Annotated in this window: 16 protein-coding genes; 14 read left to right on the top strand and 2 right to left on the bottom strand. The window is 41.1% G+C overall.

What is annotated here, in order from left to right; translation table 11 throughout:
• The first annotated feature begins 172 nt into the window (after positions 1-172).
• Positions 173-424: a hypothetical protein gene (locus E0H81_RS07385; protein ID WP_131317812.1), complete on the top strand. Its 252-nt coding sequence runs from the start codon at positions 173-175 to the stop codon at positions 422-424.
• A 67-nt stretch (positions 425-491) separates the two neighbouring features.
• Here E0H81_RS07385 and ygfZ read toward each other — a convergent pair whose 3' ends face one another.
• Positions 492-1217: a CAF17-like 4Fe-4S cluster assembly/insertion protein YgfZ gene (gene ygfZ, locus E0H81_RS07380; RefSeq protein WP_131317810.1), complete on the bottom strand. Its 726-nt coding sequence runs from the start codon at positions 1215-1217 to the stop codon at positions 492-494.
• Between the two features lie 132 nt (positions 1218-1349).
• On the bottom strand, positions 1350-3446 hold the full coding sequence (locus tag E0H81_RS07375; protein ID WP_131317808.1) for a multicopper oxidase family protein: 2097 nt from the start codon (positions 3444-3446) through the stop codon (positions 1350-1352).
• 547 nt (positions 3447-3993) lie between these two features.
• On the opposite strand from E0H81_RS07375, the gene acnD reads away from it, so the two are divergent.
• The 13 genes from acnD (at position 3994) to E0H81_RS07310 (ending at position 18185) form a co-directional block, all read left to right on the top strand.
• Positions 3994-6600 (top strand): Fe/S-dependent 2-methylisocitrate dehydratase AcnD, encoded by a 2607-nt coding sequence (gene acnD, locus E0H81_RS07370; protein ID WP_131317806.1) that lies wholly within the window; start codon positions 3994-3996, stop codon positions 6598-6600.
• Positions 6601-6767: 167 nt separating this feature from the next.
• Complete coding sequence (locus E0H81_RS07365; protein ID WP_131317804.1) at positions 6768-8153, top strand: ATP-binding protein; 1386 nt, start codon at positions 6768-6770, stop codon at positions 8151-8153.
• Between the two features lie 131 nt (positions 8154-8284).
• Entirely contained in the window at positions 8285-8428 is a 144-nt protein-coding gene (locus E0H81_RS07360) for a zinc ribbon-containing protein (protein ID WP_131317802.1), read from the top strand.
• A gap of 165 nt (positions 8429-8593) precedes the next feature.
• Complete coding sequence (locus tag E0H81_RS07355) at positions 8594-8815, top strand: hypothetical protein (RefSeq protein ID WP_067865056.1); 222 nt, start codon at positions 8594-8596, stop codon at positions 8813-8815.
• Positions 8816-8940: 125 nt separating this feature from the next.
• Positions 8941-9207, top strand: a complete 267-nt coding sequence (locus E0H81_RS07350; protein ID WP_131317800.1) for a hypothetical protein — start codon at positions 8941-8943, stop codon at positions 9205-9207.
• Positions 9208-9843: 636 nt separating this feature from the next.
• On the top strand, positions 9844-10092 hold the full coding sequence (locus E0H81_RS07345) for a DUF6868 family protein (protein WP_131317798.1): 249 nt from the start codon (positions 9844-9846) through the stop codon (positions 10090-10092).
• Between the two features lie 145 nt (positions 10093-10237).
• Positions 10238-10951, top strand: a complete 714-nt coding sequence (locus E0H81_RS07340) for an SIMPL domain-containing protein (protein ID WP_131317796.1) — start codon at positions 10238-10240, stop codon at positions 10949-10951.
• A 278-nt stretch (positions 10952-11229) separates the two neighbouring features.
• Positions 11230-11601, top strand: coding sequence for a hypothetical protein (locus tag E0H81_RS07335; protein ID WP_205677720.1), 372 nt, complete (start codon positions 11230-11232; stop codon positions 11599-11601).
• 87 nt (positions 11602-11688) lie between these two features.
• Positions 11689-12354, top strand: a complete 666-nt coding sequence (locus tag E0H81_RS07330; RefSeq protein ID WP_131317794.1) for a pseudouridine synthase — start codon at positions 11689-11691, stop codon at positions 12352-12354.
• A gap of 354 nt (positions 12355-12708) precedes the next feature.
• On the top strand, positions 12709-13596 hold the full coding sequence (locus tag E0H81_RS07325) for an SNIPE associated domain-containing protein (protein ID WP_165492602.1): 888 nt from the start codon (positions 12709-12711) through the stop codon (positions 13594-13596).
• Between the two features lie 151 nt (positions 13597-13747).
• A complete protein-coding gene (locus E0H81_RS07320; protein WP_131317790.1) occupies positions 13748-14128 on the top strand; it encodes a ribonuclease E inhibitor RraB in 381 nt (126 codons plus the stop codon).
• Positions 14129-14377: 249 nt separating this feature from the next.
• Positions 14378-16816 (top strand): AI-2E family transporter, encoded by a 2439-nt coding sequence (locus E0H81_RS07315; protein WP_378235471.1) that lies wholly within the window; start codon positions 14378-14380, stop codon positions 16814-16816.
• Positions 16817-17087: 271 nt separating this feature from the next.
• Positions 17088-18185 carry a catalase family protein gene (locus E0H81_RS07310; protein ID WP_131317788.1) on the top strand — a complete coding sequence of 366 codons (1098 nt, stop codon included), beginning with the start codon at positions 17088-17090 and terminating at the stop codon, positions 18183-18185.
• Positions 18186-18254 lie beyond the last annotated feature (69 nt).

Raw genomic sequence — 18254 nt, 5'->3', positions numbered from 1 at the left:
CTTAAACCGGCTTTAAGCACTTTCCGTTTTAACATGAATTGTTTTTCTATAGTTAAAATTTTACTTCAAGTGAAATTTTGTGCCATAAAAAGGGCTTGGAGGAGGCAACTTCACTTTGCTTTTTTCTCAATGTTTGTTTAAATCGCAACTGAATAAAATTGTGAGTATATGAATGTTCATCAAAGCGATTAAACGGGCATATGATCAGATTAATCTGGATGAAAGCATTCCGGATGAAGACAAATTTGACGCATTGCTGATGAGATTAGGCAAAAACTTTTTGGTGAGCAAAGAAGACCGCGTTTATATCTTTGAATATGAGGGTAAGACTGCACGTATTGATGCAAAACATGCGCGTGCATTTCATTTTAAAGAGTATGTGATTAAAGACATGAACAAACTTTTTCACGATTTTAATTTGTGATTGAAAAAGCCTCCGATTTTGGAGGCTTTTTAATGATGTTTTAAAAATGATATTTTAAACTTGAAGATTATTGCGGACGTGCTACATCGCCATTTAAAGCTTCCGGTAGGTCTAAAACGTGTAATCCAAGCTCAGCAATCGCCGCAGGTTTTGCAACAACCAGTGCTTTATACCCCCCCTCAATAGCAATGCTATTCACCACTTCTACATCATTACTCAATTTGCTTGCAGCAGCAGGAGTTTCACCTGTGCCTTGAACCAGATGCAGCCAGTGTTTGGGTTTGGCTTTAAACCAGAGACGCGCAATAATTTCCTGACCCAAATAACAGCCTTTGTCGTAATGCACACCTTCACGCTGATGCAGGCGAAGTTCTTGCGGCTGGAATTCTTGTGAAGTGTTAGCATCAATCCAGGCTTGGCCTGCTTCAATCGCTTGAAGCTGCCATGCTGCAATATCGGTTTCAGTTGCAGCAAAGTCGGTAGTATCCCCATTGAGCGTAGGGAAAACTGGACCAACTTGTTCCAGTTTTATTTTTGAAAATGCACCAAATTTTTTAATGTGTTTGGAAAATTCTTCAGCCTGATCTTGAGTCGTCACAATTTCAAAACTTTCCGGATTGATTTTTTTGAGCCATAAACCAAACTGAATACGACCTTTTAAACTACAGATTGCTGTATAGCGAGTCAGGTTTTCTGCTAAGGCTTCGGTATTTAAAGTCACTTGACCTTGAAGGAATTTTTGCGCATCTACACCATTTAAAGTGAAGGATGTAAAAGCAGTAGACGTTGTCATGCTTGGCCTCAGTTTCAATACAACAAATCAATCAAGCTATTGTGCAGCAAGCACTAAATAGAGGCAAATAAAAAAGCCAACAATATAAATTGCTGGCCGTTCGTTGTGAAGCAGGAATGAAGCAGAAATGAATTAGTGATGAGAAGCCGGTAAAGACGAATCACAACGATATTTGTCCCCGCAGATTCGCACCGTTTGCATCATGCCTTGATCTTCATGGTCCAGAATATGACAGTGCTGGACAAAATCACCTTCAAACTTTTTGTACTTGCTTCTGGCAATGATGCGATAGCCCTGTTTCACAAAGATCGTATCTTTGAACAGTCCTTTTAAACCACGGTATTGCGAATCAACAGCGCCTTCCGGACCATCTTTCACGTCGTTATCTGCCACACTGACATCATTGCCTCTAGGATCTAAAATTTTGACAATCTGGAAAGGGTTGACATGAATATGGAAAGGATGGGTTGCATTGTCACTGGTAATTTCCCATTCATCGGTTTGCCCCAGTGCTAACTGACGGACATATTGACCCTCAATGGCTCCCGGTCCTTCAAACAGGTCTGCATAACTGATGATTGTTCTATCGCTTTCATCATGGCGCATACCGAATTTACCTGTCGCAAAGTTGATCGAAAAGGCATTGAACTGTTTGGGTTTTGCAGCAACAGCCTGATCTATTTCTGGCGTCATCAGTGACTCATGATCTGTAAATGCAGAAAGATTAAGTTGCGACAATTGAGTCTGAATTTCTTTGCTTAAACCTATTTTTTTCGCCTGATCTTTCAAGTACTCAGCAGCTGTTTTTAGCGGCAATTTGCTGGCATTTACATTGACCCATCCAATCAGCTGGGCATTTAAAGGATTAGTTGGCGCGATTTGTGGTTGTGGGTTGGGCAATGGTGCATTAATTTGATCATCCACATTTAACCGCATGTCATAAATACAGTATTTATTGGTGGTCGGGAAGGCGATCATTGCATCGTGACGATAACCGGGCTGGAATACAGAAAGCGTTCTGCTTTGTACGTGATTCATGGTTAAACCATCTTGAGCAATGGTATTCACGGTTAAACTTTTTAGCTGGTCAAACTGTGCCTTTTTATCAGCGGCTTGATATTCTGAACAGGCCTTAATGGTTTGTGCAGCAGTATACTTTTTAGAATTCGGCAGTTCTTTAATCATCAAGCCAATGGTATCCCGTATACCGCCATGAATCATGCGCCAGCGATTAAATTGGTTCTGATCTACCTTCATCTCACCTAAAATTTTGCCATTGATGGAGGTGTAGTAATTGTTGTCTCCCCAGGATGTGAATGCTCCCAGACCAGAATAATCTTCCAGAAGGCCGACACAATTTTTGGGATCTTTAGAAGAACTGTCAGGATTGGTGCATTGGTATTGAATTTGCTGGAACAGCAGGATATTTTCATTCTGATCGCTATTTTTGGCTTTATCTTTCCAAAGAATGTCTATATCGCCGGTTTCAGTGATTTTGCCATTTTTAATTTTCGGCACTCTGGAGCCTTCAACAATAAGTGGACCGGCCATACCACTGGACACCTGAATGGCAGTTGAGCCATGCAGATGTGCATGATACCAATAGGTTCCTGCCGGATGGTTTTTTTCAATCTTGAACTGATAATCAAATTTTTCTTGAGGTGCAAATTTCAGGAAAACATTATCACTGTTGCCTTGGGGACTTACCCACAAGCCATGCGTATGAAGATTGGTGGCATTAAAACAATGTGGTTCATTAACATTTTCCACATGATGTGGACAGGTATCTGCCGATTCGACAGGGAGCTGGTTATTGAGGTTGATTGCAAGCGTTTCACCTTGTTTTACACGAATTTGCGGACCCACCAGCAGGTCATTGACATAATCACCGGCTTTCTTTTTATCAAACAGACTGGGTTTGGTTAAATAACCACGCAGCAGCACCTGATCCCATAATCCGGTATTGGGGTTGTATAACTTGTTAGATTTATAGGCCACAATCAGTTCATATTTACCCTTGGTATTTTTTTGTAATAAGGGCGGGTTGCTAATCAGGGTATCCGATGCGGTTGGAAGCGGATGCGCCGGATGTGAAGGGTTGGATGGATTGGAAGGGTTAGATGGATGTGAAGGATTAGATGGATTAGATGGATTATTGCCACCTTTCCAACTCTGTACCAATAGTGCTAATACAGCAGCGATGACTCCAATAATGGCTATTTTTAACATTTGATCTCACCTTTATCTTTTTTTTGTACTTGGAATATTTCTTAAAGAGCAAATTTTTAATTGTTTAATGCTTCTTAACTATATTGAGAACCAGTTCACTAAAAAAGAGAAGGTTTAAAAGATACGACGAGTGACAAATAGGCCGAAAATGAAGTTCTAAAGGCTGGATCAAAATAATTTTATCAATATCATTCGATATTTTATAAAAACAAGTTTAGAAATACTAAACTATGCATATAAATAAGAAAATTTTAAGTAACATAATAAAGGGACGGCTTCAGGTTGTTTTTTATCCTAAAAAACGTATCTAATACTAAAGAATGAGGCTGATTTCCTGCTGTTTTTCCCAAAAATGCATATTTAGAGCAAATATTCCAAGGGTTGTGTAACCAAATATTTCTAAAAGTGGTGTTTTTTAGATTAAGTCAATGAAATATATAAGATTTGGGAAATGGCTTTTTCACAGCGTACAATGCCATCGAAGCGATTGTGACCGTCAACAACAATTACGTAGTAAAGAAAAAATGATTCAAGAGGCAGGTAAGCTATGAACAACAACTACCGTAAACCGCTGCAAGGCACCCAGCTCGAATATTTTGACGTGCGTCAAGCCGTAGAAGATATTCAGCCAGGCGCATATGTCAAACTTCCTTATACCTCCAAAGTACTTGCAGAACAGTTGGTGCGCCGTTGTGATCCAGCCATTTTAGAGCAGTCATTAAAACAACTGATTGAACGTAAACAAGATCACGATTTTCCTTGGTATCCGGCACGTGTAGTCTGCCATGACATTTTGGGCCAGACCGCGCTTGTAGACTTGGCAGGCTTACGTGATGCGATTGCCGACCAGGGTGGCGACCCGTCAAAAGTGAATCCGGTTGTGCCAACACAGCTCATCGTCGACCATTCATTGGCCGTGGAGTTCGGTGGTTCCGATCCTGAGGCTTTTGATAAAAACCGTGCCATTGAAGACCGTCGTAATGAAGACCGTTTCCACTTTATTGAATGGACCAAAACAGCCTTTGAAAATGTCGATGTGATCCCAGCCGGTAACGGCATCATGCACCAGATCAACCTGGAGAAAATGTCTCCGGTGATTCAAAACCGTGGTGGCGTGGCATATCCAGATACCTGTGTGGGTACAGACTCGCATACACCACATACCGATTCACTCGGGGTAATCTCGATTGGGGTAGGTGGCTTGGAAGCTGAGAATGTCATGCTCGGCCGTGCATCGTGGATGCGTCTACCGGATATTATTGGTGTAGAGCTGGTCGGACAGCGTCAAGCCGGCATTACTGCAACCGATATCGTGTTGGCACTAACTGAATTCTTGCGTAAAGAACGTGTCGTGGGTGCATATTTAGAATTCTTCGGTGAAGGTGCGGACAGCATGTCGGTGGGGGATCGTGCCACGATTTCCAACATGACCCCTGAATATGGCGCAACTGCAGCGATGTTCTACATCGACCAGAACACAATTGATTATCTGACTTTAACCGGCCGTGAAGCAGATCAGGTGAAACTGGTTGAGCAATATGCCAAAGAAATTGGTCTGTGGGCATCAGAGATGAAGCAGGCGGAATATCCGCGTGTACTGCGTTTTGACTTGTCGACTGTGACCCGTAACATTGCAGGGCCGTCAAATCCGCATGCGCGTGTATCAACGGCTGACCTGAAAGAAAAAGGCATTGCCGGTGTGGTTGAACAGCGTACCGATGGTTTAATGCCAGATGGTGCGGTGATTATCGCGGCCATTACCTCTTGTACCAATACTTCAAACCCGCGTAATACCGTTGCAGCCGGTTTGCTTGCACGTAAGGCCAATGAACTGGGCTTAACCCGTAAGCCTTGGGTGAAATCATCTTTTGCACCGGGTTCTAAAACCGCAGCACTTTACCTTGAAGAAGCAGGTGTATTGCAGGATTTGGAAAAACTTGGCTTTGGCATCGTGGCTTATGCCTGCACCACCTGTAACGGGATGTCTGGCGCACTAGATCCAAAAATTCAGCAAGAAATTATTAACCGTGACTTGTACGCGACTGCAGTACTGTCAGGGAATCGTAACTTCGATGGCCGTATCCATCCTTATGCAAAACAGGCATTCTTGGCATCTCCGCCATTAGTGGTTGCTTATGCGATTGCCGGTACAATTCGTTTTGACATCGAAAAAGATTCACTTGGCAACGATAAAGACGGTAATCCAATTTACCTGAAAGACATCTGGCCATCAGATGCTGAAATTGATGCATTGGTGAAAGAGTCAGTAAAACCTGAACAGTTCCGTAAAATCTACATTCCAATGTTTGATTTGGGCGAGCGAGTAAAATCGGTAAGTCCGCTATATGACTGGCGTCCGCAAAGTACCTATATCCGCCGTCCGCCATATTGGGAAGGCGCACTTGCTGCACCGCGTACTTTAAGCAATATGCGTCCGCTCGCTATTTTGGGTGACAACATCACCACCGATCATTTATCTCCATCGAATGCGATTGTATTAGACAGCGCGTCTGGTGAGTATTTGGCGAAAATGGGCGTGCCTGAGGAAGACTTTAACTCTTACGCAACCCACCGTGGTGACCACTTGACTGCACAGCGTGCAACTTTGGCAAACCCGAAACTGTTTAATGAAATGGTGGTCCGTTCAGACGGCACAATTAAGCAAGGTTCGAAAGCGCGTGTAGAGCCGGAAGGCGAAGTGATGCGCATGTGGGAAGCGATTGAAACCTACATGAACCGTAAACAGCCTTTGATTGTGATTGCAGGTAAGGATTATGGTCAGGGTTCAAGCCGTGACTGGGCTGCGAAAGGCGTTCGTCTTGCAGGTGTAGAAGCGATTGTAGCTGAAGGTTTCGAGCGTATTCACCGTACCAACTTAGTCGGTATGGGCGTATTACCGCTTGAGTTTAAAGCAGGTACAGACCGTAAAACCTTAGGTTTGGATGGCACTGAGTTGTATAGCGTGATTGGCAACATTGCCCCACGTTCGACTTTGACTTTGGTGGTTGAGCGTGCAACGGTTGATGGTAAGAGCGAAACGATTGAAGTGCCAGTCACTTGTCGTTTAGATACGGAAGAAGAAGTGCATGTGTATGAAGCGGGTGGTGTATTACAACGCTTTGCACAGGATTTCTTGGAAGGGAATGTGGCTTAACTTTATTTTTTAGAAAAATAAAATCTCCCCTAGCCCCTCTTTGAGAAAGAGGGGAACTCCCTCCTTAGGAAAAGGAGGGTTGGGGAGGATTATATTCGAAAGTTATTGATATTGTTGTAAAAAGACCCTACTGTTAAGTGGGGTTTTTATTTTGATTGAGCATAATGATGTTTGAAGTACGACCATTAGATGATTTAGATTTGCAAAAACTATTAATAACAAATGAAGACCATTTTTTTGATTTAAAAAGTAGAAATATAAAGCCCGCTAAGTTGCAAGAGTCATTTGTTGCATTTGCTAACGCTGATGGGGGAGAGCTATATATAGGTCTTGAAGATCTCAAATATAATGGTAATAGAATTAACCCTTTCAGTAATCCTGAAGAGGCTAATGCAATAGTTAATGTACTTTTAGAAGAGACCACCCCTACAGTAGAAGGTGTTGGTATTGAATTTTTAGCAATAGAAACAGGATTTATTTTATATATATCTGTACCTAAAAGTCCCAAAGTGCATTATACATCGAGTGGAGATTGTTATATTCGACTTAATGCTAATAAAAATAAGATAAAAGGCGATCGTATAACTTCACTTGCATATTCAAAAGGTATTATGGCCTATGAGCGTCAGGCTGTAGCTAATGCCAGTGTAGAAGATATAATAGATTCAAAAGTTTTAGCTGAATATATGCAAAGAATATCAACAACTCAAGAACCAGAAAGATTTTTAAAAAAACAACGTCTCATTTCTAATATGTCCGATAATTCCTATGCGCCAAATGTTGGATGTGTCATTTTGTTTGATGAAGATCCACAGGCAACTTTGGATACACGATGCGCAATTAAAGTTTATCGACTGTTAACAACAGAATCTAATTATAAAAGAGAACATTTATTAGAAATGCCAGCTACCATTAATGGTTCTTTAGAAGTACTAATTAATGGTGCAATCCAAAAAATAAAAGATTATTTAGACGGTGCTAAGCTATATGATGGTAGTCGAATGAAATATCCAGCAGAAGCAATTAAAGAAATCTTGGTCAATGCGGTTATACATCGTGACTATAGTTTAAATGATGACATACATATTAAAATATATGATGATCGTATTGAAGTGATAAGCCCTGGTAAACTACCAGGATATATGACAGTAAATAACTTATACGAAGAACGATTTTCTAGAAATCCTAATTTGGTTAGGATGTTGCATAATTTGCCGGAGCCATTAAATCATGATATTGGTGAAGGCTTAGATACAGTTAAAAATGAGTTGAGAAAAGCAGGTTTAGTTGAACCTAATTTTGAGGAAAAAGAAAATTCTTTTATGGTTACAATGAAACATAAAAGATTAGCTTCTATTGAGACCGTAATTATAGAATATTTAACTCAGAATCCGAATAAATATATTACAAACCTACTTGTGCGGCAATTAACTGGTGAAAATGATGTTAATAAAATTAAAGGCGTATTAAAGAAACTGCGGAATCAAAAGAAAATTGATGTAGTGGGTAACCCTTCAAGTGCATTTGAATATGAGTATAAGTTATTGGAATGATTTTAGATTGCCTCTCATCAGTCGATTTTCTTCGCCCAAACGCCACTATCAATTGGCGAAATGGACAATAGACAATCATCACAGTAGGGTTATACTAACTTTACCATTTCTAAAACACATGGAGAGCAAAGATGGTTACTGCTGGCGAAAAACCCGGAATAGGTTTCTATTTTTGTGTCCAATGCGGACATCGCGTTTACTTAGAAATTGGTACAGACCGTTTACCCCCGTGTACCAAATGCCTTGGCAATATATTTAACAACAAAATTGCCTAAGCAGCACACATAAAACAGTTATCCTCTGTTTTAAACAAAAGCCCTATACTCAATAGGGCTTTTTTATGACTTGAACATCGCCGTTTACACCCGATGTTTGTTTGAAAATTAATCAAATTATCCCCATATAAAAACAAGAAATTCATCGTTTTCAGGACTGCTCACTTGGAACATTATCTTGATCTCAATCACGACTCTGGTGTTGCCAACTATGAAATTGGCAATGAATTTATTCGGGTTCAATTCAAGAAAAAATCAAAAATTTATACCTACAGTTATGCCAGTGCCGGCTATCAACATGTCGAGAACATGAAACAACTGGCACAGTATGGCGACGGCTTAAATGCCTATATCAATAAAAACGTGTATCACCTGTATGTGAAATAGTAGAACAAACATTTCATGGCTTAAATATTGCTAGATCAATATTCACAAGTTGTGGGCATCTATTTTAGGATTAGTGCTCATAGCAAAGGGCGAGATATATTTAAAAAAGCACAAGGAAAATTAAAATGGAACACACCAGCGAAATAATGGAAACTGAAAAAACACCGAAATATGTGCATTTAATTGCAGGCTGGCCTTTTGTCCTAGTGCTATTTGGCGGCTTGATTGGCGGTGGATTGGGCGGACTGGCTTATCTGATTAATTTGAAAATTTATCATTCCCAGCTCAGCAAAATCAATAAAATACTGGCCAATATCATGTGTGGCATGGTCGCCATCAGCGCATGGTGGTGGATTGCCGGTGCAGTGCAAAACACCTTCTTTAAGGTTTAATGGTTATTTTCGTGCATATGGGAACATTCAGATTCTCATGTGCATCTATTACTAGACATAGCAATAAAGCGTAGGACGCAGCCAAATGCTTAGCATCAAAAAGGCAAAGCGAGAAAGTAAAAATTATCTAAAAAGATCAATAAAACGCAATAAAAAGCGGTAAATTATGCGCTTTTGATTAAATATTCCGTAAATATTAACTTTAAAGAAAATAATTTCCAAAAAATATTTAAATTGGCTTTTCTTAGGGAAATAATCCCGAGCCTAACTTGGTAAATTATATCTCAAGGGTGTGACGGGGATCGAAAAGAGTAGATTGCTACCAGTTGCGTATAACGTGAGTGTAGTACTTACCCAGAAGGTCTCGATTCGGCTTAGGACGCTATAGATCACGAGTTTATAGGCATAAGGTTATCGCTTACAAAGCTATAATTGTTGAAGTTAAACATTATGTTTTCCCTAACACCCTCAAAAATTCTCTACCGAATAAAAAATAATAAAAACATCAAAATGAATTAAAAATCATATTCTTAAAATAAAATTTCAACCACAAAATGTAGATACAAATCAGCCACTCGTTTCAGCATATCAAATCTGTTATTTTAGAAATCACAAGCTACCGCGTAGAGAATCAATATGAATCTCGATTTTTGGTGCCGTTTTTTACTTTCCTCCGTACTCATCAATTACATCATATTAATGATTTGGTTTTTGGCCATTATTTTTGCCCGTGACTGGATTAAACAAGTCCACGGAAAATGGTTCAATCTGTCAGATGAGACCTTTGATGCAATTCATTATGGCGGAATGGCGATCTATAAAATTGGTATTTTACTGTTTAATCTGGTGCCTTTAATTGCTATATATTTCATGGGTAAAAGTTGAAACTGACCCAAGCATTTTAAAAATCTTAAATGCAAAATAACCGTGCGGATGTCACATCAATTTAATCAATATTTTCATGCTGTTGTCTTAGACATAAAAACTGTAAAGTCTAAATTAGAATAATATTTAAAAGGAGTTTAGTCCGATGAATCAGCTCAAACCCGCACTTATTTTAGGCGTTTTCATTTGCTTGGGGATGATTGTTGCAGGATGGATTTTAGGCAGCAGCGCGCTGAAAATTAAACAATATGAACGTATTGTTTCAGTCAAGGGTTTGTCCGAACGCGAAGTCAAAGCCGATGTTGCAGTATGGCCGATTCGCTTTAGCGCTGCCAGCCAAGACCTGACCCAGTTGTACGACACCATGGAAATAAATACCCAACAAATTCAGGCATTTTTAAAAGGTGAAGGTTTTACTGCCGAGGAAATTACCACCGCTTCGCCAAGTACAACAGATAAATACGCCCAGCAATATGGCGGCAATGAAAATGTCGCGCTCCGCTATACCGCACATCAAACCATCACCGTATATACCCACAAAATAGATGCAGTACGTGCTGCACAAAGTCGTTTGGTGGCTTTAGGTAAAAAAGGTATTGCCTTTGGCGGAGATGATTCGGGACAGAGAACCGAATATATATTTACCAAACTCAATGACATCAAACCTGCCATGATTGAACAAGCTACTGAAAATGCACGCAGTGTGGCAGAAAAATTTGCTGCCGATTCTAAAAGCAGTTTGGGGAAAATCAAGTCGGCAAATCAGGGTCTGTTTAGTATAGAAGACCGGGACAGTAATACCCCGTATTTGAAAAAAGTACGCGTGGTTTCAACGGTTGATTATTATCTTGCAGATTAATGTCATGGAGGATGTGAACTAGAGTGTTAAAGATAAGCCTTAAAGATAAGGGTGGATAAATATTTCAATATTGATGCTTTTTGCGCGCTAAAAAAAGTTTATTTCATTCTTTAAAATTTGAAAATAAAAATATGCTTAAATCCTGTGTGTTTAGCTGCTAAAATATTTGATAAGTCATTGCATTGTAATAAAATTATATGAGTTATTTAGATACGCTTATTCAGCAGTGCTTTATGGCAAAAACCGCTCTGCCTGTTTAGGAATATATATTTTCAACCTTGGATGATTTACCCAAAATCTCTAAAGCAATTTATATTATTGAACAAGTGGAGGGTGACATTAACCAGACTTTTAATCATTTTCGTGCTTTTAAACAACAGGGAACCCATGCCTGTGCAAAATTAAATGCACCTTGCAGAGTCATGTATGTGGGTTCCTCTACCTCAGGAATCAGGAACCGGCTGAAACAGCATTTGGGGCTAGGTCATAAAGCGACTTATGCATTGCATTTAAATCAATGGTTTCAAGGCCAGTTTAAAATTACCATTAAGCACTATGAGGTAGAAAATCCGGTGCTGCAGTTGATTGAAGATGATCTTTCCGATCAGCTTAAACCTGCATTTGGAAAATTAGGTGCAAACAATAAATAATTCAATCTCATTGCTGTGTTTAGGATGCATTGACAGCATTATCTCGCCTTGTTATTTTTCGCCCATTCTCCGAAATGCTGTATGCACATGCCGATCGACAACAACTTTGTTTATATGCCACCCCAAGAACCGCTTGCTATCGTCTATGAAGATGATGATCTGGTGGTCATAGAAAAGCCTGCAGGCTTGTTGTCCGTACCGGGGCGTTTACCCGAGCATCATGACAGTGCCTATTTGCGTATTTTGGAAAAATATCCGCATGCCAAAATCACCCATCGTTTAGATATGGCAACTTCGGGCATCCTCATGTTTGCCAAACACCGCGATGTAGAAGTCGCGGTGAGTAAAATGTTTCAGGCACGCACAGTAAAGAAAAACTATATTGCGTTAATACAAGGCAAGCTTGAAGGTGAGGGATGTGTCGAGGTTCCTCTCATTACCGATTGGGAAAATCGTCCGCGTCAAATGGTGCATTTTGAATTGGGCAAAGCTGCCAAAACCGTGTATCAGGCTTTGGATTATTCGCAAGCTGAAGATATTAGTCGGGTACTGCTCACGCCTGTTACCGGACGTTCACATCAACTGAGGGTGCATATGCAATATATCGGACATCCGATTACTGGCGATAAGCTGTATCATCCAGAACCCTATCAAAGTCCATTAAAACGCATGGCTTTACACGCAAGTTATTTGGCATTTAAGCAGCCGTTAACGGGAACAGATGTTGAAATTAAAGGCCATGTGCCTTTCTGATTCAGGAATTAAAATTCAACTCGGTATTACAGGAATTGTATAGCAGGTCTAGGGTGCACCGGTTGGAGTGATAATTGTCAGTAAAAGCTGGAATTGAGGGTAATGAACAAGATCATTACAAATATTTTTAAATCATTAATAATTTGAAAAATATAGTTTTTTTATAATAGTTTAATAGTTGTGTACGATATAAATAGAAATAATATCCCTAGTTTTGGTGATTGAAAATTGATCAAAAAATAGCTAGTGTAAAGTGGGGTTTTTGAGATAATAACAATGATTTACCTATCCATCATAACAACGATTACAACAATAAGTATTTTAGCGCTCCTCCTTTATCGCGCAACAAAACGAGTGAAAAGTAAACAGGCTAATCTGGAGTCATTGCAAGCCAATCTGGATCGAACACGGGCAAATTTGGCTGCACATGAACAAAAGAATGATGAGCTGCATCATGAATTAAACATGTTTCGTGCAGAGACGGGAACTTTAAAAAATAAGCTTGAAAAACTCAGTCAGTATCAAGCTATTCTGGACATTGAACAATATGTAGCCGAGCGAAAAAATCAAGTTGAGAACTTTGTAGAAGTGACCAAAACTGAAGCAGAGTCACTGCTACAGAACATGAAGGCTTATATTGAAAAAGTGCGGCATTATCTGGACAGTTATGAAAAAAACAGCAAGCAGAAACTTGAAATAGAGGCCAGAGAAAAATTGCATGGTTTTTACAATCAGGCCACGCAACAGCAAAATTTAACGGACATTTCACGAGCTCTGGAAAATAAAATTAATGGTTATGGCACTGGGTATTTATTGCCGGCGCATACACTTCTGGATGAGTTGATCGATGGATATAAGCACATAGATGCCGCAATTCATTTAAAAGAAGTCCGGCACAAAATCAAAAATGCCATTGAATATAATTGTGTGGGCGATTGTGATTATGTGGAAGAAAAGCGCTGGCTTTCAGCCATTGCTCTGGTGACCCATGTTTTTAACAGCAAGGCTGACCTGTATTTATCACGCTTGCGTCATGACAATATGGGCGAGCTGATCCAGTCGCTACAGGATGACTTTATTCTGATCAATCATTACGGTGCAGCATTTAGTTATGCACGCATTCATGCGTCATTTTTAAGCTTGCGTCTGGAAGAGTTGAAGTTTGCAGCCTTGGTTCTAGCGTTCAAGGAAAAACAGCGAGAACAGCAAGCTCAAATGCAGCAACGGATGGTGGAAGGGTGATGGCGTGCAGACCATTTTGCACGGATAAAACAGAAAACAACTTGAATGGATCAGCAATAGAAAGAATCTTTTGAAGCGCTAAAATGAAACAAACTTGAGCTAATCTGGGTACAATGTTATAGATTTAAATGATTAAGATAAGGAAACGCCCATGACACGCGATTTTGAACAATTCCCAGATGACGAAAACGGTAACGTACTTTGGCAAATGGCTGAAGATGGTGACGATCTGACTGAAGCACATGAAATTGAATTTTCGATTGCTTTTCATACCCAAGAACAAGCCGAAAAATGTGCGCTTTATTTGCTGAAAGAAGAACAAAAAATCAGCCTGTTTGAAGATGAAGAAGCCGATACGCTAGAGTGGATTATCACTATTTATATGTATATGGAACCTGACTATTCAGACATTGTCGATATTGAAGAATGGTTCACTAAAATTGCTGAACAACACGGCGGCGAATATGATGGCTGGGGTTGCATGGCCTATGTCTATGATGACGAAGACATGGAAGATGAACTTAAAAGTTAATTCAAGTAATTGAATAATATTTAAAAATAGTGTCTGTTATTCATCAATGGCTTATTAAGAATTGCTCTTTTTGAATGAGATACCACAAAACCCTGGCAGTGCAAACGGTTAGGGTTTTTTAATGCCTAAATATTTGGCCAAGAATAAAAAATAAGGGGCTTGAACTGAAAGGGGAATCAGCAGAATAGGTATTACTTACAGTAACCCTCTAGAATTTCAGCACATAAAATTTTAAATATAGAAACAATCATCAAAAATAATAAGGATATTAACGTGAATAGGGAAAAAACGCTAAATTCACAATCTCCATTACCTCCTGTAAATGATGAAACTCAGACCCGGCATATTTTACGTGTGATGGCGGGGTTTGTGATTGCTGCGCTGATTATTTTAGCCCTGTATTTTGGAAAAGATATTCTGATTCCTTTGGCACTGTCGGTGTTATTGGCATTTTTACTTGAACCTTTAGTTTCACGCTTGAAAAAATGGGGTTTGCCGCAACTTCCATCGATTGCACTTGTGGTGCTGTTTGCTTTAAGTGTCATAGGGGGGGCTGCAACTTATCTCGGTTATCAACTGGGGAATTTAAGTCAGGAGTTGCCGCAATATCAGGACACGATTAAACAAAAACTCGATTCGGTGAAAAGCTATACTTCTGGGCCAAGTGTATGGGACGGTGCCATCAAGACCATTGACACGGTGGAAAGCTCGATACAGGACGTCACGCCAGTTGAACAAACCCAGGGGGTGCAGCAGGTGCAGGTGGTGGGGCAGCAAGCCAGTACCACTGAAACGGCAATGCAGTGGGGCGCGAGAATCTTTCATCCCTTGGCCACTGTCGGTATTGTTTTTCTGTTTGTGGTACTGATTTTACTCAGTCGCAAAGACTTGCATGACCGTTTGCTGAAATTGCTGGGTGGCAATTTAAACGTCGGTACAGATGCACTGGATGATGCAGCAGACCGGATTGGAACCTATTTGCGGATGCAGCTGTTGGTAAATGTCACTTTCGGCATTCCCATGGCCGTGGGCTTATGGCTGATTGGTGTGCCTGCTGCCATTATGTGGGGAATTGTCGCGATCGGAATGCGCTTTTTACCCTATGTCGGGCCCATGATCTCGGCCTTATTTCCCATTACCCTGGCATTTGCGGTTGATCCGGGCTGGAATATGGTGCTCTGGACTATTGGGCTGATTCTGTTACTCGAGCTGATTAGTAACAATGTGATTGAACCGTGGTTGTATGGTGAAAGTACCGGTCTTTCCACTTTGGCGATTATTCTTGCGGCGACATTCTGGACTACGCTATGGGGGCCTGCTGGACTGATTCTCTCGACGCCATTGACGGCGTGTTTATTGGTATTGGCTCACTATATTCCGGCATTGGGATTTATCAAAACCCTGATTGGTAGCGAACCGGTACTGACGCCACCGGAACGCTTTTACCAGCGCCTGGTTGCCGATGAAGTAGAGGATGCCCTTGAAGTTGCCCAGGATTATATTCAACAGAAATTGCCGAAAAAGCCCAGTGAGGAAGTCGTCGTTCGTAAGGTCAATGCCTTTTATGACGATGTTGCCATTCCCGCCATTCGTTTATTTTCACAAGGACATAGTACCGAAGCAAGTGCCGAGCACCGTTTAAGAATGCATCAGGGCTTGAAGCTGTTTAATCATGATTTCCAGCAAAAGTACCCGGCTCCAAATACCGCTGGTCCTGCGCAAGTGGTCTGCCTGGGGGCGCGTTGGGAAATTGATGTATGGGCATCTTCCATGTTGGCCCATGGTTTAAACTTAAGAAAAATTGCAGCGCAAAGCCATAATGAAGTACTGATTCAATCAAAAATGGATGTGCTTGAATCCTTGCCAGAAAATACCCAGATGCTTTGCATTTCCATGTTTCATCGGCAGCCTTTGGCACAAATTCGCTTGTTGAATCATCGCATCCGTAAACGCCTGCCGAATATTAAAATTATTTTTGCCACCTGGGGCAATGTCAGCGATGAATTGCGGGACGAGATTCAAAACCGTTTTCAACCGGATGCCGTAGTATCCACGGTCAATGAATTGATGCTGAGTATTGATGCGCTGATGCTACAACAGGGTAAAAATCCTGCACGTGAATTGCTTGCGGAAAATGAACCGGAACGTTTGGCGGCTTTGCATGAACTGCAATTGCTTCAACCTGAAACTTTACTGATTTATCAGCAGTATATTGAAGAAGCCTGCCAGGCATTTAATGTGAAATATGCGCAAATTTCCCTGGTCGATGAAAAATGGGTGAATACCCCAGCCAGTCCGCTGGCAGATGAAAATCAAAATCCGATAGAGGCACGCATTCCCCGGGAAGAATCTATTTGTACCCATCTGGTTCATCAGAATGAAGCACTGATCATTGAAGATATAGACCGAGATCCGCGGTTTACCCATAACCCGGAGTTAAACAGAAATAAGATCAAGTTTTATGCCGGTGTACCTTTACGTACTAAGCAAGGTGTGGTGTTAGGCAGCTTTTGTGTTCTGGATAAGCAGGTTCGGCAGATGAGTGAAGATGATCTGCTGTTATTAAACCAGCTTGCAGACGACTTAATTCAGACACTGACCAGTGACAAGGCACAAACCCAAAAGCTAGAGGAAATCGCCAAGTTGCAACAAGCCAAGGGCGACTCTCTTCAAGATGTTTTAAGCTAAAAGCTAAAACAAAACTCATCATTTTTGGAAAATGATTTGGACCTCTGAGCAAAGCATAAGCACGAAACTTGGAAAGTTAAATCACTTTTCAATTTTTTGACGTGCTCTATTTTTCACCTCATCGGTCTTTGACTCGGTCTGAATGTCGTATTTACCAAAGACCCTCAAAGCATTAACCAATGAATTAACTTGTAAAGCGAACTCCTTGTTAGATTAATACAAAAAATTCAGTGCAGTTGATCCATATTCAAAAAATCAGAAGGAAGCAAGTATGAGTGCGAATTACGTGAGCTATCGTCCCGAAGTCGAGCAAATACAGGAAAATGAAGAAGAGGATATTCTGCATATTACAGAACAGATGGCGCAGACCAATAACCAGGTTTTTGACCGGCACCGTCACGCGGTTCGTGATGCACATGCAAAATCCCATGGTTTCCTGAAAGGCATTTTGACTGTTCCTGAAAATTTGCCGGCTCATTTGGCTCAAGGGATTTTTGCTCATCCGGGCTATTATGACGTGATGGTACGTCTATCGGCTGCGCCGGGTGATCTGCATAGCGATAAAACTCCGGCTCCTCATGGTTTTGCCCTTAAAATTTTAAACGTGCCGGGGCAGCGCTTATTGCCGAATGATCCGAGTGATGGTCATCACCAGGATTTTCTGATGGTCAATATTCCGGTGCTGACTTTTGGGACAGTGCGTAAGTATAAGCAAATGCTGCCTTTTATTACGGAGGCAGAACAGGCGCCTGAACCGGTTATGCGCAGCTTGCGTCAGGTGATGCGTGGCGTAGATTATCTGGTAAATCGTGCAGGGTTTCCCGCACCTGCAAGCTTAAAAGGTCTGGCACGTAGCCAGCATCATGTGTTGGGCGAAACTTATCATAGTATGGCAGCGCTTCGTTATGGTGACTATATTGCCAAAATCAGTGTCGCACCCGAATCTGACTCCGTGAAGAAACTCACCGGCATCCAGATGCAAATCAATGATGATTCCGCTATTCGTGACATCGTCCGGGATTTCTTTCAGAAGAATGCAGCAGATTATGTGATTCGTGCACAGCTATGTACCGATCTGAGGACTATGCCTGTCGAGGATGCGGCTGTGCTGTGGAAAGAGCAGGAATCACCGCATCAGGTCATTGGCCATTTGCACTTTCCCCAGCAGGATACTTTTAGTCCGGCACGTCGGGTTTATTCCGATGATGTGCTGTCTTTTAACCCTTGGCATGGCGTGAAAGAACATCAGCCATTGGGTTCCATTATGAGGGTGCGTATGCAGGCATATGAACGTTCATCGTCTTTTAGGCATCACATGAATAGCCAGCCGCGTACAGAACCCCATCAGATTGATGACATGCCGGATTAAGCTATTTATGTTTGGAAGCTAGAATTAAATTAAACCTATCTGCTTGAGCAGGGCTGTTGTAAATGTAGA

Origin of the sequence: Acinetobacter terrestris, from assembly GCF_004331155.1 — a bacterium.
Taxonomy (GTDB): domain Bacteria; phylum Pseudomonadota; class Gammaproteobacteria; order Pseudomonadales; family Moraxellaceae; genus Acinetobacter; species Acinetobacter terrestris.
This window is presented reverse-complemented; position numbering and strand designations above follow the sequence as displayed.

Excerpts from the sequence above, each read along its gene's own strand:
- E0H81_RS07385 (WP_131317812.1), top strand. The coding sequence starts at position 173 with ATGTTCATCAAAGCGATTAAACGGGCATATGATCAGATTAATCTGGAT.
- ygfZ (WP_131317810.1), bottom strand. The coding sequence starts at position 1,217 with ATGACAACGTCTACTGCTTTTACATCCTTCACTTTAAATGGTGTAGAT.
- E0H81_RS07375 (WP_131317808.1), bottom strand. The coding sequence starts at position 3,446 with ATGTTAAAAATAGCCATTATTGGAGTCATCGCTGCTGTATTAGCACTA.
- acnD (WP_131317806.1), top strand. The coding sequence starts at position 3,994 with ATGAACAACAACTACCGTAAACCGCTGCAAGGCACCCAGCTCGAATAT.
- E0H81_RS07365 (WP_131317804.1), top strand. The coding sequence starts at position 6,768 with ATGTTTGAAGTACGACCATTAGATGATTTAGATTTGCAAAAACTATTA.
- E0H81_RS07360 (WP_131317802.1), top strand. The coding sequence starts at position 8,285 with ATGGTTACTGCTGGCGAAAAACCCGGAATAGGTTTCTATTTTTGTGTC.
- E0H81_RS07350 (WP_131317800.1), top strand. The coding sequence starts at position 8,941 with ATGGAACACACCAGCGAAATAATGGAAACTGAAAAAACACCGAAATAT.
- E0H81_RS07345 (WP_131317798.1), top strand. The coding sequence starts at position 9,844 with ATGAATCTCGATTTTTGGTGCCGTTTTTTACTTTCCTCCGTACTCATC.
- E0H81_RS07340 (WP_131317796.1), top strand. The coding sequence starts at position 10,238 with ATGAATCAGCTCAAACCCGCACTTATTTTAGGCGTTTTCATTTGCTTG.
- E0H81_RS07330 (WP_131317794.1), top strand. The coding sequence starts at position 11,689 with ATGCCGATCGACAACAACTTTGTTTATATGCCACCCCAAGAACCGCTT.
- E0H81_RS07320 (WP_131317790.1), top strand. The coding sequence starts at position 13,748 with ATGACACGCGATTTTGAACAATTCCCAGATGACGAAAACGGTAACGTA.
- E0H81_RS07310 (WP_131317788.1), top strand. The coding sequence starts at position 17,088 with ATGAGTGCGAATTACGTGAGCTATCGTCCCGAAGTCGAGCAAATACAG.